Annotated in this window: 19 protein-coding genes; 8 read left to right on the top strand and 11 right to left on the bottom strand. The window is 68.3% G+C overall.

The genetic code is table 11. The annotated features are described in order from the left end of the window. Positions 1 to 349: 349 nt before the first annotated feature. The 7 genes from G9373_RS04640 to G9373_RS04610 form a co-directional block, all read right to left on the bottom strand. Entirely contained in the window at positions 350 to 745 is a 396-nt protein-coding gene (locus G9373_RS04640; RefSeq protein WP_007300419.1) for a nitroreductase/quinone reductase family protein, read from the bottom strand. A 43-nt stretch (positions 746 to 788) separates the two neighbouring features. After that, positions 789 to 2,168, bottom strand: a complete 1,380-nt coding sequence (locus G9373_RS04635) for a dicarboxylate/amino acid:cation symporter (RefSeq protein WP_167114092.1) — start codon at positions 2,166 to 2,168, stop codon at positions 789 to 791. A 190-nt stretch (positions 2,169 to 2,358) separates the two neighbouring features. Next, a complete protein-coding gene (locus G9373_RS04630; RefSeq protein WP_005571264.1) occupies positions 2,359 to 3,345 on the bottom strand; it encodes a 2-oxoglutarate and iron-dependent oxygenase domain-containing protein in 987 nt (328 codons plus the stop codon). A 31-nt stretch (positions 3,346 to 3,376) separates the two neighbouring features. Continuing rightward, positions 3,377 to 3,505, bottom strand: a complete 129-nt coding sequence (locus tag G9373_RS47600; protein WP_257237506.1) for a hypothetical protein — start codon at positions 3,503 to 3,505, stop codon at positions 3,377 to 3,379. A 329-nt stretch (positions 3,506 to 3,834) separates the two neighbouring features. Further along, positions 3,835 to 5,331, bottom strand: coding sequence for an aldehyde dehydrogenase (locus G9373_RS04620; protein ID WP_206031574.1), 1,497 nt, complete (start codon positions 5,329 to 5,331; stop codon positions 3,835 to 3,837). Between the two features lie 35 nt (positions 5,332 to 5,366). Further along, positions 5,367 to 5,732, bottom strand: a complete 366-nt coding sequence (locus G9373_RS04615; protein WP_005571269.1) for a cupin domain-containing protein — start codon at positions 5,730 to 5,732, stop codon at positions 5,367 to 5,369. An 8-nt stretch (positions 5,733 to 5,740) separates the two neighbouring features. Next, complete coding sequence (locus G9373_RS04610; RefSeq protein ID WP_054247913.1) at positions 5,741 to 7,858, bottom strand: FAD-dependent oxidoreductase; 2,118 nt, start codon at positions 7,856 to 7,858, stop codon at positions 5,741 to 5,743. Between the two features lie 386 nt (positions 7,859 to 8,244). Between G9373_RS04610 and G9373_RS04605 the strand changes: the two genes are divergently transcribed. Further along, positions 8,245 to 9,786 (top strand): APC family permease, encoded by a 1,542-nt coding sequence (locus tag G9373_RS04605; protein ID WP_167114086.1) that lies wholly within the window; start codon positions 8,245 to 8,247, stop codon positions 9,784 to 9,786. A gap of 86 nt (positions 9,787 to 9,872) precedes the next feature. Further along, positions 9,873 to 10,799, top strand: a complete 927-nt coding sequence (locus G9373_RS04600) for a LysR family transcriptional regulator (protein ID WP_005254006.1) — start codon at positions 9,873 to 9,875, stop codon at positions 10,797 to 10,799. On the opposite strand, the gene G9373_RS04595 is transcribed toward G9373_RS04600, so the two are convergent. Next, positions 10,796 to 12,004: an enhanced intracellular survival protein Eis gene (locus G9373_RS04595; protein ID WP_054247906.1), complete on the bottom strand. Its 1,209-nt coding sequence runs from the start codon at positions 12,002 to 12,004 to the stop codon at positions 10,796 to 10,798. The genes G9373_RS04600 and G9373_RS04595 overlap by 4 nt on opposite strands. 120 nt (positions 12,005 to 12,124) lie before the next feature. Between G9373_RS04595 and G9373_RS04590 the strand changes: the two genes are divergently transcribed. Next, entirely contained in the window at positions 12,125 to 12,802 is a 678-nt protein-coding gene (locus G9373_RS04590) for a YrhK family protein (RefSeq protein ID WP_054247912.1), read from the top strand. Here the strand turns inward: G9373_RS04590 and G9373_RS04585 are convergent. Beyond that, positions 12,760 to 13,665, bottom strand: coding sequence for a dienelactone hydrolase family protein (locus G9373_RS04585; protein WP_133984850.1), 906 nt, complete (start codon positions 13,663 to 13,665; stop codon positions 12,760 to 12,762). The genes G9373_RS04590 and G9373_RS04585 overlap by 43 nt on opposite strands. A gap of 193 nt (positions 13,666 to 13,858) precedes the next feature. Here G9373_RS04585 and G9373_RS04580 point away from each other — a divergent pair, with 193 nt between their 5' ends. Genes G9373_RS04580 through G9373_RS04560 form a run of 5 tightly spaced genes read left to right on the top strand, consistent with a single transcriptional unit; the run spans position 13,859 to position 18,165 of the window. Further along, entirely contained in the window at positions 13,859 to 14,479 is a 621-nt protein-coding gene (locus G9373_RS04580) for a flavin reductase family protein (RefSeq protein ID WP_167114082.1), read from the top strand. After that, positions 14,476 to 15,936 (top strand): 4-hydroxyphenylacetate 3-hydroxylase family protein, encoded by a 1,461-nt coding sequence (locus G9373_RS04575; protein WP_005254011.1) that lies wholly within the window; start codon positions 14,476 to 14,478, stop codon positions 15,934 to 15,936. Before G9373_RS04580 ends, G9373_RS04575 begins: the two co-directional genes overlap by 4 nt. After that, the gene (locus G9373_RS04570) at positions 15,933 to 16,346 is read left to right on the top strand and encodes a RidA family protein (protein ID WP_005571280.1); all 414 of its coding nucleotides are present in this window, start codon (positions 15,933 to 15,935) and stop codon (positions 16,344 to 16,346) included. The genes G9373_RS04575 and G9373_RS04570 overlap by 4 nt, the downstream gene beginning before the upstream one ends. Continuing rightward, positions 16,343 to 17,014, top strand: a complete 672-nt coding sequence (locus tag G9373_RS04565) for a DUF1028 domain-containing protein (RefSeq protein ID WP_005571282.1) — start codon at positions 16,343 to 16,345, stop codon at positions 17,012 to 17,014. Before G9373_RS04570 ends, G9373_RS04565 begins: the two co-directional genes overlap by 4 nt. Continuing rightward, positions 17,011 to 18,165: a M20 family metallopeptidase gene (locus tag G9373_RS04560; RefSeq protein WP_005571283.1), complete on the top strand. Its 1,155-nt coding sequence runs from the start codon at positions 17,011 to 17,013 to the stop codon at positions 18,163 to 18,165. Before G9373_RS04565 ends, G9373_RS04560 begins: the two co-directional genes overlap by 4 nt. Here the strand turns inward: G9373_RS04560 and G9373_RS04555 are convergent. Both G9373_RS04555 and G9373_RS04550 read right to left on the bottom strand, forming a co-directional pair. Beyond that, a complete protein-coding gene (locus G9373_RS04555; RefSeq protein ID WP_167114079.1) occupies positions 18,162 to 18,569 on the bottom strand; it encodes a VOC family protein in 408 nt (135 codons plus the stop codon). The two genes, G9373_RS04560 and G9373_RS04555, sit on opposite strands and share 4 nt — an antisense overlap. A gap of 163 nt (positions 18,570 to 18,732) precedes the next feature. Then, positions 18,733 to 20,145: a cytosine permease gene (locus G9373_RS04550; RefSeq protein WP_005571287.1), complete on the bottom strand. Its 1,413-nt coding sequence runs from the start codon at positions 20,143 to 20,145 to the stop codon at positions 18,733 to 18,735. Positions 20,146 to 20,228: the final 83 nt, after the last annotated feature.

Here is a 20,228-nt window from a genome sequence, read left to right as displayed (position 1 = left end):
TATGGGGCCGTGCTGGGCGCACGGGTGGCGTCGGCGAGAGGATCACGGCAGAGAACCGGCCCCGAACCGATACGCCGGTGAGGCAGACGTCGTTGTCTGAGGTGCGGAACTTTCGCAGGTCCGCGCGAAATCGCAGATTAGCCGAGGCTAAGTCTCGAGAGCAAGTAGCTCGATCCGCAGCCGACGAGCGGTAGCAAATCCGCGCCGGGCGTGCAGCCGAACGCCGAGTTGCGAACATCACACCTGGCCAGGCCGCTGGGCCCCGCTCGTAGATGCACGGACATTGGTCAGATGCCGACGCTTTTGCGGGTGCGGACGACTATTCCGTGGGCGTGTGCGGGACCTGATCTCAGTCGGTGAGATCGATGCGGACGGTCAGCAGGTCGGTGCCGACGGCCCGGACGGCGACGCTGTTCATCCGGGGAAGCTGCGCCAGCCGGGCGCGGGCGTCGTCGTCGGGCAGCAGCGTCGCGGTGCCCGTATGCCACGTGCCGTGGATCCGCAGGCGAACGGCATTGTTCGCGCGGATGTTGCGGATGTAATTCGACCGCTCACCGAACTCGGACACCAGCCAGAATTCGGTGCCCTGTCGCCGGCCACCGATGGGCGTGACGCGGGGCTGTCCGCTGACGCGGCCGGTGGTCTCGAGGAGCGTCTGGCTCGACAGTCGCGTGGAGAGCGGGTTGGCGACGTGCCGCTGGAATTGCATGACGATCCGTCGTTTGATCGCGTCGAGGTCGGCCATGACGAGAGCCTTCCACGTGGGAAGGCTCTCGTCGAGCGTTTCGCTACTTCGCTGCGACCGGTTCGTCGTCCTGGAACGGGTCGCCGGTCCGTTCGGCGTTGTAGCGGGCTTCGTCGAGGATGCCTTCCCGCTTCGCGACGATCGTCGGGACGAGAGCCTGGCCGGTGACGTTGACCGCGGTGCGGCCCATGTCGACGATCGGTTCGACGGCGAGCAGCAGGCCCACCCCGGCGAGGGGCAGTCCCAGCGTCGACAGCGTGAGCGTGAGCATGACCGTCGCGCCGGTGGTGCCCGCGGTGGCCGCGGATCCGATCACGGAGACGACGATGATCAGCAGGTAGTCGGTGAACGACAAAGGCACACCGTAGAACTCGGCGACGAAGATCGCGGCGATCGCGGGATAGATGGCAGCGCAGCCGTCCATCTTGGTGGTCGACCCGAGCGGCACCGCGAACGACGCGTACTCGCGGGGGACACCGAGATTGCGTTCGGTGACCCGCTCGGTGAGGGGCAGGGTGCCGATCGACGAACGGGACACGAAGCCGAGCTGCGTCGCGGGCCAGACGCCGGAGTAGAAGGCGCGCACCGACAGTCCATGCGCGCGGATCAGGACGGGGTAGACGACGAGGAACACGACGGCCAGGCCGATGTAGACGGCGGCGGTGAACCAGCCGAGCGAGCCGATGGCGTCCCAGCCGTAGGTGGCGACGGCGTTCGCGATCAGCGCAGCGGTCCCGATCGGTGCGAGGCGGATGATCCACCACAGCACCTTCTGCACGATCGCGAGGAGTGACGCGTTGAACTGCAGGAACGGTTCGGCCTTTGCCCCGACCTTCAGTGCGGCGATGCCGATCGCGGCCGCGACGACGAGCAGCTGCAGCACGTTGAAACTCAGCGACGTGCTGGCGGCGCCCTCGGTGAGGGTGGTCTTGGCGTTCAGGCCGAGGAAGTTGCTGGGTACGAGGCCGGTGACGAACGCCCACCACGACCCGGTGGTGGCCGGTTCCTTGCCGGCGCCGGTGACGGTCGTGTGCGATCCGGGCTGGGTGACGAGTCCGATGACGATTCCGATGACGACGGCGATGAACGCGGTGATCGCGAACCACAGCAGCGTCTGCACGGCGAGGCGCGCGGCGTTGGCCACCTCGCGCAGGTTGGCGATCGAACTGACGATGGCGGTGAACACCAACGGGATCACCGCGACGGTAAGCAGTTTCACGTAGCTGGAGCCGATGGTGTGGACGGTTCCGACGAGCCAGTTCTCGTTGCCGTCGGCGGCGACGGGCATGGCGCGGGCGACGAGTCCGAGGATGACGCCGACGACGAGTCCGGTGACGATCTGGGGGCCGAACGAGGTGGCCCACTGGGGTAGCCGGCGTCGAGAGGTGTTCTCGGCGCGCGTGGACAGCGCGGGACTGGGCATGGGTGTGCCTTTCGCATGGGGCCGTGGAACGTCGCCCGGTGGGGCGGATACGGCGAGAGAGAGTCCTGAGTGGAGAGGTGCGTCAGCGCGAGCGCGGACAGATTGCGCTCGCCTGCAGGCGGAGGTCGACGTAGCGCCGAGAGGTCAGGAACAACACTGCGGGAACAATACTCCCGGCGGCGGCGCGCGTTTACTCCGGTTCCGCCTCGCCGGGATACCAGCGGGCGTAGACGTCGGGGTGCGCGCGGGTCCGGCTCTTCCACGCGTTCTCGCCGTACGTGCGATAGAGCGGATTCGCCGGGTCGAGTTCGATGCCGCGGGCACGTTCGGCCAGGTGCGGCGGCAGCTCGATGGTCGGGACCGTGGCGTCGAGAGCGGGATTGAGGAAGTACGGCACCGACAGTCGCTCGGGCGCACCGGCCGGGGTGAGCACCCGGTGCCGGGTGGCCCTGAGGTACCCGCCGGTCGCGACCTCGAGCAGTTCGCCGATGTTGACCACGAACGAGCCGGCGCGGGCCGGTGCGTCGATCCAGTCGCCGTCCTCGGTTTCGACCTGGAGTCCCGACGAGCCGGGTTCGAGGAGCAGCATCGTCAGTACGCCCGAATCCTTGTGGGCGCCGACGCCCTGCTCGCCGGTGTGGTCGGCGCTCGGCCGTTCCGGGTAGCGGACGACCTTGATCAGCGTGGCGGGGGCGTGCGCGAAGGCGTCGTCGAAGATCGCCGGATCGGCGTCGAGTGACGCGGCCCAGTGCCGCAGGAGCCGCATCCCGACGTCGGTGAGCGCGGCGTCCAGGGCCTCGATCGTCTTCTCGAGGTCGGGGAGGTCCGCGGGCCATTGATTGGGACCCTGCAGTCTCAGGTAGCCGTCGGCGCCGGGGATCGGTTGCCGTTCGGGGCCGATGTCGATCTGTTCCCGCCAGTCGGTCTCGCCGTTGGTCAGTTCACCGCCCACCCGATTGTAGCCACGGAAGTGGGGGCTGTTCAGCATCGCGATCGACTGCTTGGAGTCGTCGGGCAGGGCGAAGAACTCCCGGGCGACGGTGAATACCCGATCGAGCAGCTCCCGGTCGACGCCGTGCCCGTCGAGGTAGAAGAACCCCACGTGATGGGTGATCTCCCGCAGCCGTTCCCGCCCGGCCGGTGTGTCCAGTTCGGCGAAATCGATGACGGGGAGCATTCCTCCACGGTATCCCCGGGTGGTCGCAATGTCAGGTGTCCCGGCGGCGCTCGAGTAGCACACTGTCGTGCCAGACGCCGTCGATCTGCGCGAGGCGTTGCCGCACCCCGACCGTCCGGTAGCCGACCGCGTGGTGCAGTGCGATGGACCCGGTGTTCATGGCCAGCACCGACGCGCCGCGAGGACACGGGGGACAGGGCCGCCCACCCGGCGACCGTTCCGTCCACCTCGGCCACCCACCGGTGGCCGTCCAGCCAGCGCGCGTCCAGTTCCGACCGCGTCGGGGTCTCGGTGTCGAAAGTGGCCGGCCCGCCGGCGATGCCCTCCGAATAGATGCGAAGCACCGACCCCCAGTCCCTCGCATCGAGCCTGCGTACGGTGATCGGCGAAATCGTAGAAGTATCGCCATGAAGTGCTGTTTCGGGGCGAATGTACCTTCGGGCGCCTCGGCAGCGCCGACGGGTACATTCGCCCGGCGAGGTCGGGAGCTCACTGTCGTAGCCGGATCCACGTCGTCTTCAGTCCGGTGTACTTGTCCAACGCGTGTAGGGAGAGGTCACGGCCGAACCCGGACTGTTTGAACCCGCCGAACGGGGTCTGCGCGCTGATGGCGTCGACGGTGTTGACGGAGACGGTTCCCGCCCGCAGTGCCGCGGAGACGCGGTGCGCCCGGTTCAGGTTCTCGGTCCACACCGAGGCGGCCAGCCCGTAGATGCTGTCGTTGCCCATCCGGACGGCGTCGGCCTCGTCGGTGAACGTCTGGACGGTGAGGACGGGTCCGAACACCTCCTGGGTCACCACCTCGGCCGTGGGTGCGAGGTCCGCGAAGATCGTCGGTTCGACGAACGATCCGCGGCCGTCGACGGTGGTCCTGTTGCCGCCCAGCAACACCCGGCCGTCGGACCGGGCGCGGTCGATGAACCCCGCCACGGTGCGAGCGTGGTTCTCGTCGACGATCGCGCCCAGCGTGGAGGCGGGATCGAGCGGATTGCCGGGGCGGATCGACGACGCCCGGCGGACGAGGGCCTCGGTCACCTGTTCGGCCACCGACTCCTCGACCAGCAACCGGGAGTTGGCCGAGCACACCGCACCCTGGTTGTAGAACGCACCGAAGACGGCTTTCTCCACCGCGTCGTCGAGGTCGGCGTCCGCGAAGACCAGGTTGGGACTCTTGCCTCCGCATTCGAGCCAGACCTGCTTCAGATTCGAGTCCGCCGCATACCGGAGGAACCGTTTCCCGGTCTCGGTCGAGCCGGTGAAGGCGACTACGTCGATGTCGGGATGCAGGCCCAGCGCCGCCCCGGCGGTGGCGCCGAGCCCCGGGACGACACCCAGGACGCCATCGGGCAGCCCCGCCTCGGCGGCGAGCTCGGCCAGCCGCAGCACCGACAGCGGAGCCTGCTCGGCGGGTTTGAGGACGACACTGTTGCCGGCCGCGAGGGCCGGCGCCAGTTTCCACACCGCGAGGTCGAGGGGGAAGTTCCACGGGACCACCGCCCCGACGACCCCGAGGGGTTCACGGGAGACGAGCGCGAGACTCCCGGGATCGGTGGGCGCGATCTCCCCGCCGATCTTGTCGAGGGCCTCGGCGTAGAACGTGAAAAGCTCGGCGGCCGAGGGGACGTCGACGGTCAGCGCCTCCACCACGAGCTTGCCCATGTCGAGGGAGTCGAGCAGGGCGAGCTCGTGCCGGTGTTCGAGGATCAGCTCGGCGAGCCGGAGCAGGACCCGCTTGCGGTGGGACGCCGGGCTCCGCGACCAGACGCCCGAGTCGAACGCCTCGCGCGCAGACCGTACCGCGGCGTCGACGTCCGGGGCGTCGGCGGCCGCCACCCGTGCCAGCAGCTCACCGGTGGCCGGGTTGATCGAGTCGAACGTCTCGTCCGACTTGGCGGGACGGAACGCGCCGTCGATGAAAAGCTCCCGGCGCAGCGTGATCGTCGCGGCGAGCCGGGTCCAGTCGGCGAGTGTGGTCGGATCAGGCATCGTCATCCCTCGGGCTCGAAAGTGGTGGTGTGCGCTCAGGGAACATAGATGGCGAACTGTTTGAGCAGGGGCTCGTCGACGCGGTACTCGCCGCGCCACCCCTTGGTCAGGGTGAACGCGTCGCCGGGTCCGAAGGTGTGTGCGACGCCGTCGTCCGCTGTCAACGTCACCGAACCCTCCAGCACCCGGGTGTATTCGTCGCCCGGGTACGACTCGATGTACTCGCGATACGGCTCCGCACGCCACGAGCCGATGGTGAACTTCTCGTCCCCGCTGCTCAGGTGGACCATTTCGTGTTCCTTCGGATCGCCTGCCTGGAGCGTGTCCGCGGTGACGTAGGCGCTGGGTGTCATCGCCGCGATGTTCCGGGCGTCGGTCGGGATCGGGTGCACTGCGGTCATGGTGTTCCTCAGTTCTGTGCGGTGGCGAGCGGGGCGACGGAGAATTTCTCGACGGGTTCGATGGACAGTCCGGTGACTTCGCGTCGGAAGGCGACCGGACCCGGGGCGGGTGGTTCGTCCAGTTCCTCGGCGTACCGGTGCCCGGACCAGACCGCCGCCGCGATGGTGGACGGCGCCCAGGCGTCGCCGATGCCGCGGACACTGCGCAGGTCGGCGTCGGCCCATTCGGATTCGCGGGACTGCAGTTCGTGGAACAACCCGTCCTGCGGGAGTCTGGCGGTGACGAGGACGACGCTGTCGGCGTCGACGAACTGCTCGTCGCCGGTGAACGCGCACACGGTGCGGACGCCCTGGGGGGTGACCGCGGTGACGGCGCGGTTCACCTGAACGTGCACGCCGGCCTTGATGATTCGCTTGCGGATTCGGACCACTTCCATGGTGTTCGTCGTCCACTGCGACACGTGCGCGGCCGGGGTGATCAGGGTGACGTCGAATCCCTCCTTCGCGAGGAGTTCGGCGACGACCGCGCCTAGGTAGTAGTGGTCGTCGTCGAAGAGCACGACCTTGTTGCCCCGGGGGCGGAGCCCCGCCATCACGTCGTCGGGGGTCAGGACGTCGGCGTGCTCGTCGACGGGGACGGCGTGGGTGTGCCACCGGCCGACGCCGTCGCGGCGCCAGTGCGAGCCCGTGGCGACGACCACGTGATGGAAGTCGTTCTCGATGACGTCGTCCGCGGTCATCTCGCTCTCCATGAACACGTCGACGTCGGGGAGCTTGCGGAGTTGCTGTTCGCGGTAGTCGACCACGCGGATCCACGCGGACAGGCCGGGCAGCTTGGACTCGCGGGTCACACGGCCGCCGAGTTGCCTGCTCGCCTCGGCGAGGCTGACGTGGTAGCCGCGTTGCCCGAGCGCGCGAGCCGCCTCGAGTCCGGCGGGGCCGGCGCCGACGACGAGGACGTTCGAATCGGTCGAGCGGACCTTGATCCGCTCCGGGTGCCAGCCGCGCCGGAACTCCTCGCCCATCGTCGGGTTCTGGGTGCAGCGGATCGGGGACATCGTGAAGTCACCGGACACGCAGATGTTGCAACCGATGCACTCCCGGATGTCCTCGAGGTTCCCCTCCTCGATCTTGCGGGGAAGGTACGGGTCGGCGATCGAGGGGCGGGCCGCCCCGATGAAGTCCAGGATGCCGCTCTTGACCTGGTGCAGCATCGTGTCGGGCGAGGTGAAGCGGCCGACGCCGACGACGGGTTTCGTGGTGAGTTGCTTCAGCCCGCGGACATACGGTTCCTGCTCCGCCTCGGGACCGAACCGCGAGGTGACGGAGTCGTCCTCCCAGCTGCCCAGCACGAAGTCCCACAGATCGGGGATCTCGCCGAGCAGGCCGATCACGTCCTCGATCTCGCTGCGGGTGATTCCTTCGTCGCCGAGGAGTTCGTCGACCGAGATGCGGCACGCCACGGCGGCCTTCCCGTCGGCGACCTCACGCGAATCCTCGAGGATCTCGCGGAGCAGGCGAACCCGGTTGGTCAGGCTGCCGCCGTACACGTCCGACCGGTTGTTGTAGCGGCGGGACAGGAAGTGGTGCAAGCCGCCGATCGCGTGCCCGGCGTAGACGTAGACGATGTCGTATTCGGCCTTCAGGGATCGGCGGACCGCCTCCTTGTGCCAGTGCCGGAGGTCGGCGATATCCGACTTGGTCATCGCCCTGGCTTGGACGGGGTCGTAGTTCCAGGAGACGACGGGCAGATTCTGCGGGCCGAGCGGGGTCTCGCGGCTGATCAGGTTGGGACTGTTCAGGCCGTTGTGGGCGAGCTCGATGCCTGCGAGGGAGCCGCCCTCGTGAATCTTCTCGGAGATCCTGGTCAGGGCAGGCAGGTCCTGGTCGTCCCACAGCCGCAGTTCGATGAACGGGCCGATGTCCGAGGTGGGGTGGATCTCGACCTGCTCGGTGCAGACGACGGCCCAGCCGCCCTCGGCCTTGACGCGCCGCATGTACGCCTCCCCGGAGGGGTCGCGGTAGCCCATGCCGTTGCAGTGCGGGACTTGGAAGAATCTGTTGCGGGCGGTGACCGGTCCGATCTTGACCGGTTCGAAAAGGATGTCGTATCGCGGATCACGCACGGTGGGTTCCTCACGCTGTTCGGTTCGTGCAGTGCCAGAATCGTCGGTCCGCGCGACCACAACAGTCAACAGGATCTTTTCGTGCCACTGCATCAGTTTTTCAGATGCCACCGTGGTGGCGTCGGCATCTGGAGAACTGATGCAGTACCCCGGATCTTTGTGCTGTACAGATTTACTGGGTGCGGACGAGAGTAGTGACCGGCATCACTGCAACGAGAGAGACGTCATGACCACAGATTCGACCGCAGCCGCTGAAACAGGGTGCATCTTCGGCGCCGCCGACATGGTGGAGGGGCGGACCGTCTACCGCGCCGACTGAAACCGGCCGACTGAAAACCGGCAGCGCGCAAGCACATTCCCATCGGCTCCAGCAACGAGGTACATCGATGAGCGACAACACCCCCACCGCCCTGGCGGACGAACAGACGCAACATCTCCAGAAGTCACTCGGCCGTTTCGACATCGTCTTCCTCATCGTCGCGGCGGTGGTGTCGGTCGAGGTTCTCGGTCAGGTCTCCACCTTCGGCGCGGAGACATTCACCTGGGCACTGGTTCTCGCGGTGTTCTTCCTGCTGCCGTACGGCCTCATCTTCGCCGAGATCGGCAGCACGTTCACCGGCGAGGGCGGTGTGTACGTGTGGGTCCGGAGAGCGTTCGGCCGGCCCCTCGCCGCCCTCGCATCGCTGCTGACGTGGGTGACCCAGCCGGTGTGGGTCGGCGGGTCCATGGCGTTCATCGCCGCGGAGACCTGGAACCACTACGTCACCGCGTTCGAGGAAGGATCGGTGACGGACTACCTGTTTAAAGTGGTCTTCATCTGGCTGGCGGTGCTCGCGGCCGTCGTGAGTCTGGCTCGCGGCAAATGGATTCCGACGGTCGGCGCGTTCCTCAAGATCGTCTTCCTGCTCTTCTTCCTCGTCACCACCGGCATCTACGCCGCGAAGAACGGATTCGCCGGCATCTCGGCGGGCGACTTCAGCCCCACCCTGACCGGGCTCCTCGGCGTGACGCCGCTGCTGCTGTTCTCCTACCTCGGGTTCGAATCCGGAAACAGCGCCGCCGGGGAGATGAAGAACCCCGCCCGCGACGTCCCGATCTCGATCGCCCGCGCCTGCGCCATCGCGGCCGCGTCCTACCTGCTCCCGATCTTCGCCATCCTGCTCGTCGTCCCCGCAGACGACATCACCGGTGTCGGCGGACTTCTCGAGGCGGTCGCGACCGTGTACAGCGTCTACGGTCCCGCCGCACCCGCCATGCTCACCGTGACCGGGGTGATCTTCGCGGTCATCCTGATGACCCAGGGCGCGGCGTGGATGATCATCAGCGACCGCATGCAGGCCATGGCCGCGGCCGACGGCGCGTTCTTCGGCGGGTTCTTCAGCCGCTTCCACCCGCGTCTCGGAACGCCGGTGCGCGTCAACTTCCTGTCCGGACTCGTCGCCACCGTCTTCATGATCGCGGCCATGCAGATCACCGGCTCCGGCGGTTCCATCTTCGCGGTCGTGCTCACCATCTCGATCTCGACGTTCCTGCTGAGCTACCTGATCGTCATCCCCTCGGCGGTTCGCCTGCGCACACGATTCCCGGACGTCGTGCGGCCCTTCCGGGTTCCCACCGCAAACGCGGGCTTCCGCGTGCTCGGCATCCTCTGCTTCACATGGGTGCTGCTCGGCTCCTGGGTGGCCGTCTTCCCCGGAACCCTGGAATCGGTGTTCGGCCTGGACTACGACTTCGAGGAGATCTGGGGAGTGAGCCAGGGGACGTTCGAACTGTTCACCCTCGGAACGCTGGCCGGGCTCGCGCTCCTCGGCGCCGTCGGATACGTGCGCGGCAAGTCCGTGCGGTCCGCGAGCGGCCCGCGCCCCGCCCGGGAGGACGGCCCCGGATCGGATCCGGATCCCGGCCTCGTGAAGGCCGACGTCCGCTGACGGTGTCGCGGCCGCCGCGTGTGTCGTGGGTGGCTCCCCGGTCGGAGACCTGCAATCCTGGTGGCCTCAGATCCCGAGGAGAGCGCATGCAACGACGACCCGACGTGACGTTCACCCAGCTCAGGTATTTCGTCGAGGCCGCGAACTTCTCCAGCATGACGAAGGCAGCCGACGAACTGATGGTCGCGCAGTCGGCGGTCTCCTCGGCGATCTCCCAACTCGAGCACCAGATCGGCACTCAGCTCTTCATCCGGCAACGGTCCCGCGGACTGGTCCTCACCGCGGCGGGGGAGGAGATGCTCCGCGACACCCGCAGCGTCCTCGCCCACCTCGGTGAGGTTCTCGACGCGGCCCGCGGCCACGAGGACAACGTCCGGGGAACGGTGCGCCTGGCCTGCTTCGTCACCCTCACCCCGTTCATCCTCCCGACACTGATCTCGGACCTGCGTGATCAGCACCCCGACCTGGAGGTCGAGGTGGTCGAGACGCAGGCGGAGGCGGTGCGGGCGGCGCTGCGCAACGGCACCGCGGAACTGGCCCTGACGTACGACCTCGCGCTGGGCGACGACATGGAGACGGAGACGCTCGGGGTCGCCCGACCGCACGTCATCCTTCCGCCCGACCACCGGCTGGCCGGGCACGACGCGATCACGCTCGCCGAGCTCGAAGGCGAACCCATGGTGTTGCTGGACCTGCCGAGCAGCCGCGACTACTTCCTGGCGATGCTGTCCGCGGCGGGGGTCACGCCGGTGGTCCGGTACCGATCCGCGAGCTACGAAACGGTGCGCGGGCTCGTCGCCCGCGGCCACGGCTTCTCGATCCTCAACCAGCGGCCCGCCGAGGGCCGGACCTACGACGGCGGACGCGTCGCGACGCTGCCGATTGCCGACGACGTTCCCGGCCTGCCCGTGGTGCTCGCCCGGCTGAAGGGTGTGCGGAGCACGGCGCGGGCCCGGGCCGTCGCCGAACGGGCGCGGGCGGTGTTCGCGAAACAGGCCGGTTCGGGCCGCTAGAACGGCCACCCCATCTGGGCGTCGCGGTCGGCGCCGAAGGCGTGATCGACACGGTCGAGGACGTCGGGGTCCGCAGCCTGCAGCCGGTTCGCGGCCGCGAACGTGCGTGCCCGGTGGGCGCCGAGATACAGGCTGCCCAGCACGTCCAGGTCGAGCACCACCTGCGGGGCGGAGTCGGTCGGGGTGCACATCGCGGTGCCGTCCCGCACGGTCAGCGCGAACCGCCCACCGGCGTCCAGGAATCCGTCGTCGACCTGGATCACGACGTCGACGTCTGTTCGGTACCTGCGGGCCTCGAGCGCGGCGGGCACGTCCATGATCCGGACCCACAGCTCGTCGTGGCGCGAGGTGGTGCGCACCAGCCGGCCGTCGGTCAGCAGATACGGCAGCGGGTCCTCGGGGGTGAGGTGTGCCTCGATGCGGCGCACGAGGTCCAGGCCGAGCAGTGCCCGCCACAACGCCGCGTGCGCGTCCCGCGTGACCGTGCGGATCTCCTCCACCCGGGCGACGGTTCCGCTGTCGCCGGACACGCGACGGTAGAGCACGTAGCCGTCGTGGTGCACGAGCCCGAACAGGCTTGTGCCGCCGCCGCGCTCGCTCTCGCGGTCGGCGAAGATCCGATTCCACACGATCCCGGGCCGGACCTGCGCCCCCGGGGTCACCCGTTGCCAGCGGTCGTAGACGTCGGTGAACGCCACCCGGGCCTCCGCCGGATGGACCATCCGCACACCACCCGGGTCCGGTGCCTTCGGGTGCGGCACGGCGAACCGGCGGTCGATGCTCGACGTGGTCTCGACGGTCGCGGGTCCGTACCCGAAGCGTCCATAGATCCCGCCCTCACTGGCCGTGAGGAGTGACAGCGGGACACTCGACGTCCGGATGCGGGCGTGATGTTCGGCGTAGAGCGCGCGAAGGAGTCCGCGGCGTCGATGGGTGGGCGCGACCGTCACCGCGGTGACACCCGCCGCGGGAACGCCCTCGCCACCGGGAACGGTGACGGTCATGGGGATGTCCATGGTGGCGCCGACCACCGAGTCCTCGTCGAGCGCGATGATCGGCGGCGCGCCGCTGACGAGTTGCTTCCAGTGGGCGGTGAACTCCTCGGTCTGCGGCGTCACGAAGCAGATCTCGTTGAGCAGGGTGATCTTCGGCCAGTCCTGTTCGGTCGCCGTTCTGATCGTGATGCCGGCGGTGGTCGTCGTCATGTCCCGACACTGGCACACCCCACGTGGACTCGCAGCCGAATTTCGGCGTCCGACCTTGACCCGGTGCGTGTCTTCGGAGAGTCTGAGACCTTGCCGACCGGTCAGGGGGGTGACGTCACGGTGTCGAGTGACCACACCTCGTCCGCACCTCGCCGAACGCTCCGGCTGCGCCGGGAGTCCTGGGGATTCGTCATCGGCTCCTTCCTGTTCGGGATGGCGGCCACGCGGGTGTACGGGCAGGCGGTCGGCCCCGAGATCGACAACATCACCTACTTCGTCGGGTCGCTGTTCTTCACCACCGCCGGATTCATCCAGTTGCGGCTCAGCGGGAGGCCGGTGCCCGGGGAGGAATCCGCGACGGTCGAACGCTACGACTGGTGGGCGGCGCTGATCCAGTTCGTCGGCACCCTGCTGTTCAACGTGAGTACCGGGGTCGTGCTGATCCAGAGCCTCACCGTCGAACAGGACCGGGTGTGGGGGTGGCGTCCCGACCTCTTCGGGTCGACGGCGTTCCTCGTCGCCAGCGGTCTGGCGGTGGTGGCCACCACCGAAACCGACAAGCTGTGGGATCCGCATGCCCGCAACTGGCGCAGCACCTGGCTGAACATGATCGGGTCTATAGCGTTCGGGGTGTCCGCGGTGGGCGCGTACATCGTGCCCGGCACCGACGCGCTGAAGAACGCGACGATCGCCGATCTGGGCACGTTCGTGGGCGCCGTCTGCTTCCTCGTGGCCGCACTGCTGATGCGCCCGCCTCACCCCAGGTATTCGCCGAACCAGGCGAGGACACGTTCGTAGGCCTCGGCTGCCGCGGTCGCGTTGTAGCGGGGCCCGGTGTCGTTGAAGAACGCGTGATCGGCACCCGGAACCGTGACGATCTCGTGCGGTAGCCCCGCCTTCGCGAGTGCGGCGGCCGCGGCGTCGCGGGACGCGTTCACCCGGGCGTCCAATTCCGCGTAGATGGCGAGGACCGCGGCCTTCGACCCGGAGAAGTCGGCGCCCTCGGGCAGGGGACCGTAGAAGGGGACCGCCGCCGCCAGCCGCGGCTCGCCGGACGCGAGGAGTCGCCACACCATCCCGCCGCCGAAGCAGAACCCCACCGCCGCCATCTTCCCGTCCGGCACCCGACGCCCGAGTTCGTCGATCCCGGCCTTCATGTCGGCGACGAAGCGTGCCGGCGGCACGGTGGCCAGCGCGGCGGTGGCCTGCGCCTGATCGGTGAACGTCGCGGTCCCGCCCTCCTCCGAGAGCAGGTCGAGGGCGAGCGCGGAGTAACCGGCACCCGCGAATCGGCCTGCCACCGAACGAATGTGGTCGGTCAGGCCCTTGTTCTCGTGTATGACGAGGACCGTTCCGCGGGGCGCGGCGGCGTCGGCCCACGCGCCCTGCAGGACCCGGCCGTCCGGGCCGGGGAACGTGACCGCTTCGGTCTCGACGGCCTCGGCCGCTCCCGGTGGCGGCGGCGTCGCCCCGCCCGGCGTCACCGGCGCCGAGGTCGGCGACTCGTCGCTGTCGGTGGCGCACGCGGCGAGCAGCGAAGACGCCGCCGCCACGCCGAGGCCGATGAGTCCGAGTCTTCGCAACGCCTCCCGGCGGGACAGCAGCCCGTCGGCATGGTCGATCGCGATCTCTTCGGCGATATAGCGTTGCAGTGGCGTCATGATCGTCCCCGTCCGCATCGGCTGATGTAGGGAATTATCCCTGGTCGAAGCCGTGATCGGCATCGGTTCCCACTTCATCACTTTTCCTTATGCAGTGCGCCACTTATCTGTGTTGTACAGATTTCACCGGGCACCTCAAGATTGGTGCAACGGCACGAACTCCTCGCTCACCGCACACAGAAAGGAGCCCGTCATGCCGATCGCTGACCGTCACGCAGCCGTCGAAACGACGGCCCGAACATCGGTGGCCGCACCGATGCCGGACAGCTCGACCGTCAACTTCGTCGCGGCCATGGGCGCCGTCGCCACCGGAGTCACCGTCGTCGCGACCGACGGCCGCGGCGGGCGCGCCGCGCAGACCGTGAGCGCGATGTGCTCCGTCTCGGCCGACCCGGCGCTGGTGCTGGTCTGCCTGCACGGACGAAGCCCGGTCAACGACGCGATCTCCGAGAACGGCGTCTTCTGCGTCAATGTGCTTGCCACCCAGCACGATCACGTCGCCGACACCTTCGCCGGCCGCCCCTGGCCCGGCAAGCAGCGGTGGGACTTCACCTGCGGGCACTGGACCGTGGCCGAATCCGGCTCACCCCGCGTCCACGACGCGATCGCGTCGTTCGACTGCACCGTCCACGACGTCATCGAGGCCGGCACCCACCGCGTCTACATCGGGCGCGTCGCCGCCGTGGAGGCGCACCCCGGTGAACCGCTCGTGTACGCCTCCCACACCTACAGCAAGCCCGCAGCGTTCGAACCTTCCACCTTCCCCGACTACCCGGACGCACACCCCGCGCCGAGGACCAGGAGCACGAAATGATCCGCACCGGAGACGAATACAGGGAGTCCATCAGGGACGGCCGCGAGGTCTGGGTCGACGGGGAACGCGTCAAGGACGTGGCCAACCATCCCATGTTCAAGCCGATCGTCGACGTGCGGGCACGCATCTACGACCTCGCACACGACGAGGCCACGCAGGACGCGATGACCTACGTCGATCCCGAATCCGGCGAACGCAACGCCATCGCCAACAAGCTTCCCCGCACGCAGCAGGACTGGCTCGACAAGCGCGCCGCCGTCGACCTGGTACTCGAGGACACCCGGGGCGTGGTCACCCGCGTCGGTGACGAGACCATCGGTGAGATGTGGTCGCTGTTCGACGGCCAGGACGTCCTCAACGAGGTGGACCCGCGATTCTCGGAGAACATCCGCCGCCACCTGGACCGGTCGGTCCGGGAGGACCCGTTCCACGTGTCGGCGAACACCGACCCCAAGGGCGACCGGTCCAAGGCGCCGCAAGATCAGGACCCCGACATGCTCCTGCACGTCGTGAAGGAGACCGACAACGGCATCGTCGTGCGCGGCGCGAAGTACGAGACCGCCGCCGCCTACTCCAACCAGGCGTTCACCAAACCCACCATCGCCAACTGGGGCAACAGCGAACTGTCCGACTACGCCGTCGGATTCGTGCTCGACATGGGTGCGCCGGGGCTGAAGTACATCTCCCGCAACGGGTTCGCCGGCCGTGCGCCGTCCGCCGACTACCCGCTCGCCAACCGCGTCGACGAGGTCGAGTCCCTCGTCGTGTTCGACAACGTCGAGATCCCCTGGGAAGACGTGCTGTTCTACCGGCACACTCGGGCGGCCACGTTCATCCGCTCCACCCTGCACCGCTACAGCGCATTCCCGTTCGTGCAACGCACCCTGCACCTCGCCGATCTGATGATCGGATCCGCACTCTGGAACGTCAAGCAGAGCGGGCTCGAGAAGCAGCAGGCGGTGCAGGAGAAGCTCGCTCAGCTCGCCTGCTACCGGGAGACGATCAACGCCCACCTCACCGCGGCCATCTCCCTCGCCGAGCCCAGCCCCGGCGGCCTGCTCATGCCCAACCAGTCCCTGCTCTACACCGGCCGGGTGATGGCGCTCAGCCAGCTGCCCGCGATGATGCACATCGCCCGCGAGCTGTGCGGCGGCCAGATCTGCATCACCCCGGACGCCGCCACGTTCGCCGACCCCGACGTCGCGCCGTGGCTGGAGAAGTTCTACTCCATCAACGACAACTGGGTGGCCGACGACCGTCGCAAGCTCCTCGCGTTCGCCCGCGACCTGCTCAACAGCGATTACGCGGGACATCGCCTGACGTTCCAGCTCTTCGCCCAGTCGCCGCCTTTCGCGCAGCTCGCCGCCGTCTACCGCAACTTCGACTTCGACGGTCCGCTCGGGCTGGTCAAGGCCGCAGCGGGACTGTCGGACAACGTCGACGGAGGTGCGGCATGACCACCCACACCCGCATCCGCTCGTTCAACACCCGCGACACGTACCCGGAACAGAACCTCGACAACGACCTCGCCCAGGCCGTCGTCGCCGGCGGAGTCGTGTATCTCCGCGGGCAGATCGGACAGGACCTCGACACCCGGGAGTCGGTGGGAATCGGCGACGTCGAGGCCCAGGCCGAGAAGGCGATGGCGAACATCGCGATGCTGCTGAAGGAATCGGGCAGCCGGCTGGAGGACGTCGTCAAGGTCACCATCTACCTGGTGGACGTCCGGTACCGCGAGACCGTCTACCGAGTGGTCGGACGCTGGCTGAAGGGCGTGCACCCGGTGTCCACCGGCATCGTCGTCGACGCCCTCGCCCGGCCCGAATGGCTCGTCGAGATCGACGCGACGGCCGTGATCAGCTCATGACGTTCTCACTCGTCGCCCGTGATCCCGGGGGCGCGTTCGGGATGGTCGTCTGCTCCTCGAGCCCCGCCGTGGCCGCACGCTGCCTGCACGTGCGGTCCGGGGTCGGCGTCGTCGCCTCCCAGAACGTGACCAACCCGCAGCTGGGGCCGATCGGTCTCGACGCACTCGCCTCGGGTGCGAACGCGGAGACCGCACTGAAAACCGCACTCGCGCAGGAGAAGTTCCCGGACTACCGCCAGGTCGTCATCGTCGATGCGGACGGCGGCACCGCGGTGCACTCGGGCGCGCAGACGCTGGGCATCCACAGCAGCGCGCAGGGCAACGGCGCCGCCGTCGCCGGCAACATGCTTCGCGACGAAGGCGTCATCCGGTCGCTGCTGTTCGGCTACGTGTCGAGTACCGCCCCGACGTTCGAGGGCAGACTGCTCGACGGACTCACCGCGGCCGTCACCGCGGGCGGGGAGGCGGGGCCCGTGCACTCGGCGGGAGTCCAGGTGGTCGAGGACGTGCCTTGGCCCGTCACCGATCTGCGCGTCGACTGGCACGACGACCCGGTCGGCGAACTGCGCCGGCTGTGGACGGTGTGGGAACCGCAGAAGCGGGACTACCGGGTGCGCGGTGTCGACCCGACGGCCGCCCCGTCCTACGGCGTGCCGGGGGACCTGTGAGCGCCGACGCCGCGGTTCGTGACGGAGCCAGGAGGGCGGAAGACCGGATCCTGGCTCTGTCGCACGACCTCCACGCCCACCCCGAGGTCGCGTGGGAGGAGGAACGCTCGTGCGTCCGGGTGGCCGGGGTGCTTTCGGACGCCGGTTTCACGGTCGAGCAGCAGTACGTCGGACTGCCCACTGCGTTCCGCGCACACGTCGGCTCCGGACCGCTGCACCTCGCGGTCTGCGCGGAATACGACGCGCTCCCCGGGCTCGGACACGCGTGCGGGCACAACGTCATCTCCGCCATCTCGGTGGGGACGGCGTTGGCCCTCGCCCCGCTGGTCGACGACCTCGGCATCACCCTGTCGGTGCTCGGCACCCCCGCCGAGGAAGGCGGGGGCGGCAAGATCGACATGCTGAAACGCGGTGCGTTCGAGGGCGTCCATGCCGCCGTCATGGCCCACCCCGGCCCGGTCGACGTCGCCCGGGCCGAACCGTACGCGGTGTCCCACAGCCACATCCGGTACGACGGCAAGGCGGCACACGCCGCGGCGTACCCCGAACGGGGTGTCAACGCGGCCGACGCGTTCACGGTGGCGCAGGTCGCCATCGGGCTGCTCCGCCAACAGCTTCCGTCGAGCACGCGAGTGCACGGAATGATGACCCGCGGGGGAGAGGCGCCCAACGCCATTCCCCAGCGCACCGAAGGTCGCTGGTACGTGCGCGCGGAGACGCTGGAGGAACTGGCCCGCATCGAGCCCCGCGTGGCCCGCTGCTTCGAGGCCGGCGCCGTCGCAACCGGCTGTGAACTGACCATCGCCCCGGAAAGCGAACCGTACTCGGAGTTCCGCACCGACGAGGCGCTGCTCGCGTCGTACGTCCGGCACGCGGAGGGACTGGGCCGCGTGTTCCGCACCGGCGCGGACTCGCTGATGAACCGGGCCTCCACCGACATGGGCAACGTCTCGCAGGTGATTCCCGCGATCCACCCCTATATCGGAATCGACTCGGCGCCCGCGGTCAACCATCAGGCCGAGTTCGCCGCGGCCAGCGCCGCGCCCGCTGCAGACCGGGCGGCCGTCGACGGCGCGCTGGCCCTCGCCCTGACACTGCTCGACGCCTGCGGCTCCGCCGCCCGTGAGTACTTGTTAACCGCCCGACGTTAAGAAGTACTCACGGGTGGGGCAAAGAATTCGAGCGCGATGTTGTCGGGGTCACGGAACGAGATGCCCGAACCGTAGTGCGCTGTCTTGATGCCCCCGTGCTCGATGCCGAGGGCATCGAGCCGCTCCACCCACCGGGGCAGTGCGTCGGGGGAACACTGGAACGCGATGTGGTCGAGTCCGACCTGCCGTTCGTCGAATCGTGCGGAAGCGCCGGCGTCGGGGTGCGTGTGCAGGCCGAAGAGCATGCCGCCGTCGAGCGCGAACACCGTGTGGTGGAAGGTCCCCGATTCCTCGTCCTCGTCGAGGACGGGGGCCGATCCGAACAGTGCGGTGTACCAGGCGGTGCTGGCCGGTAGGTCGGACACGGTGATCGCGACGTGGGTGAGGCCCGGGAAATTGGACATCTGCGACAACTCTCTCTCCGGCGGAACGGTCTCTTTTTTCGACCCTAACGAGCAGGCACCGCCGGGTGGTGGACAACGGCGAATCCTGCCCGAGCGGACAGGGGCGGTCACCACGCAGACCGCCCGAGCCTGTAACAGGCTCGGGCGGTGCGGTGTTCGGGGACTACTGCCGGGCGGGCACAGGTGTGGCGCCGGAGGTGGTCTTCGCTCCGGTCGAGCCGCGCCGCGCGAGGAGCAGGTAGATGGGCCCGGTCACCACCAGCCCGGCGACCCAGGACAGGTCGGCGCCGCCGAGGAACGCGGACACGGGCCCCGTGTAGAGGGACGTGGCCATGAACGGAATCTGGACGACGATGCCGAGCAGGTAGGCGGTGACGGCCGTCCAGTTGAAGCGGCCGTAGATGCCGCCGTCGAAGCGGAAGATCGACTCGAGGTCGTAGACGCCCTTGTGGATGAGGTAGAAGTCGATGAGGTTGATCGCCGTCCACGGCACCAGCACGACGAGAAGCACGACCACCAGATCGACGAAGTGCGACACGAAGTCGGCCGACAGCGCGATGGCGACGACGGAGGCCGCGACGAGGATGATCGTCGAGAGGATCACCCGGGCGCGGGCGGTCGGAATCCAGCGGGCGCGGAATGTCTGGACGGACGTAATGATGGCGAGGACGGCGCCGTACAGGTTCAGCGCGTTGTGGCTGATGACGCTGAGCAGGAACAGCACCAGCATGATGCTGCCGAGGCTTCCCGTCGTCGCCTTGACGCCGTCCATGGTGCCCATGCCGATCGGTGCGGCGAGCGTGACGACCGCACCGAACGCGAAGGCGAGGAACGAGCCGAGGGTGCAGCCGAGGTATGTCGCCCAGAACGTCGACGGCACGCCGACGTCCTTGGGGAGGTACCGCGAGTAGTCGGACACGTAGGGCGCGAACGCGATCTGCCAGAGCGCGCCGAGTGACACGGTGGCCAGCCAACCGGCGAAGTTGAAGTCGCCCCGCGTGAGGAAGTCCGACGGCAGGTCGCCGGTGAGGATGGCGAAGAAGCCCACCAGGATTCCGATTCCGAGGACCCAGGTTCCGATGCGGTTGAGGATGTGGATCAACCGGTAGCCGATGACGCAGATGACGGCGGAGCCGAGAGCGCCGGCCACGATCCCCACGTCCACGGGTATGCCGTTCACGATCCCGTGCATCGACTGGCCGGCCAGGACGATGTTCGACGAGAAGAAGCCGAGATACATCACGGCGGCGATCACCACGATGATGAGCGCCCCGAACGTGCCGAACTGTCCGCGGCTCTGGATCATCTGGGGGATCCCCATCTGGGGTCCCTGCGCCGAATGCAACGCCATCAGGGCGCCCCCGGCGAGATGTCCGACGACGAATGCGACGAGGCTCCACCACAGCGAGAGTCCGAACAGGCTGGGGCCGAGGGCACCGGTCACGATCGGTAGCGGGGCGAGGTTGCCGCCGAACCACAGCGTGAACAGATCGCGAACCTTGCCGTGGCGATCGGATTCCGGGACGAACCCGATGGTGTGCTTCTCCAGCATCGGGGCGACGTGGGTGTCGGGCATCAATCCTCCGAACGGCGCAAGTGCGCCACTTCTAGGTCGAGTAGTGGAGACCACAATGGTCGGAGGCAGTGAATCTGTACAGA

The sequence above is a fragment of the Rhodococcus sp. A14 genome, from assembly GCF_011603105.1.
Taxonomy (GTDB): Bacteria; Actinomycetota; Actinomycetes; order Mycobacteriales; family Mycobacteriaceae; genus Rhodococcus_F; species Rhodococcus_F opacus.
Note: the sequence above shows the minus strand (reverse complement) of the source record. Positions and strands in the feature narration are given on the sequence as shown.

What these genes read in the sequence shown, in the direction of transcription:
- G9373_RS04640 (WP_007300419.1), bottom strand. Translation starts at nt 745, where the DNA reads ATGGCCGACCTCGACGCGATCAAACGACGGATCGTCATGCAATTCCAG.
- G9373_RS04635 (WP_167114092.1), bottom strand. Translation starts at nt 2,168, where the DNA reads ATGCCCAGTCCCGCGCTGTCCACGCGCGCCGAGAACACCTCTCGACGC.
- G9373_RS04630 (WP_005571264.1), bottom strand. Translation starts at nt 3,345, where the DNA reads ATGCTCCCCGTCATCGATTTCGCCGAACTGGACACACCGGCCGGGCGG.
- G9373_RS47600 (WP_257237506.1), bottom strand. Translation starts at nt 3,505, where the DNA reads ATGAACACCGGGTCCATCGCACTGCACCACGCGGTCGGCTACCGGACG.
- G9373_RS04620 (WP_206031574.1), bottom strand. Translation starts at nt 5,331, where the DNA reads ATGCCTGATCCGACCACACTCGCCGACTGGACCCGGCTCGCCGCGACG.
- G9373_RS04615 (WP_005571269.1), bottom strand. Translation starts at nt 5,732, where the DNA reads ATGACCGCAGTGCACCCGATCCCGACCGACGCCCGGAACATCGCGGCG.
- G9373_RS04605 (WP_167114086.1), top strand. Translation starts at nt 8,245, where the DNA reads ATGAGCGACAACACCCCCACCGCCCTGGCGGACGAACAGACGCAACAT.
- G9373_RS04600 (WP_005254006.1), top strand. Translation starts at nt 9,873, where the DNA reads ATGCAACGACGACCCGACGTGACGTTCACCCAGCTCAGGTATTTCGTC.
- G9373_RS04595 (WP_054247906.1), bottom strand. Translation starts at nt 12,004, where the DNA reads ATGACGACGACCACCGCCGGCATCACGATCAGAACGGCGACCGAACAG.
- G9373_RS04585 (WP_133984850.1), bottom strand. Translation starts at nt 13,665, where the DNA reads ATGACGCCACTGCAACGCTATATCGCCGAAGAGATCGCGATCGACCAT.
- G9373_RS04580 (WP_167114082.1), top strand. Translation starts at nt 13,859, where the DNA reads ATGCCGATCGCTGACCGTCACGCAGCCGTCGAAACGACGGCCCGAACA.
- G9373_RS04575 (WP_005254011.1), top strand. Translation starts at nt 14,476, where the DNA reads ATGATCCGCACCGGAGACGAATACAGGGAGTCCATCAGGGACGGCCGC.
- G9373_RS04570 (WP_005571280.1), top strand. Translation starts at nt 15,933, where the DNA reads ATGACCACCCACACCCGCATCCGCTCGTTCAACACCCGCGACACGTAC.
- G9373_RS04565 (WP_005571282.1), top strand. Translation starts at nt 16,343, where the DNA reads ATGACGTTCTCACTCGTCGCCCGTGATCCCGGGGGCGCGTTCGGGATG.
- G9373_RS04555 (WP_167114079.1), bottom strand. Translation starts at nt 18,569, where the DNA reads ATGTCCAATTTCCCGGGCCTCACCCACGTCGCGATCACCGTGTCCGAC.
- G9373_RS04550 (WP_005571287.1), bottom strand. Translation starts at nt 20,145, where the DNA reads ATGCCCGACACCCACGTCGCCCCGATGCTGGAGAAGCACACCATCGGG.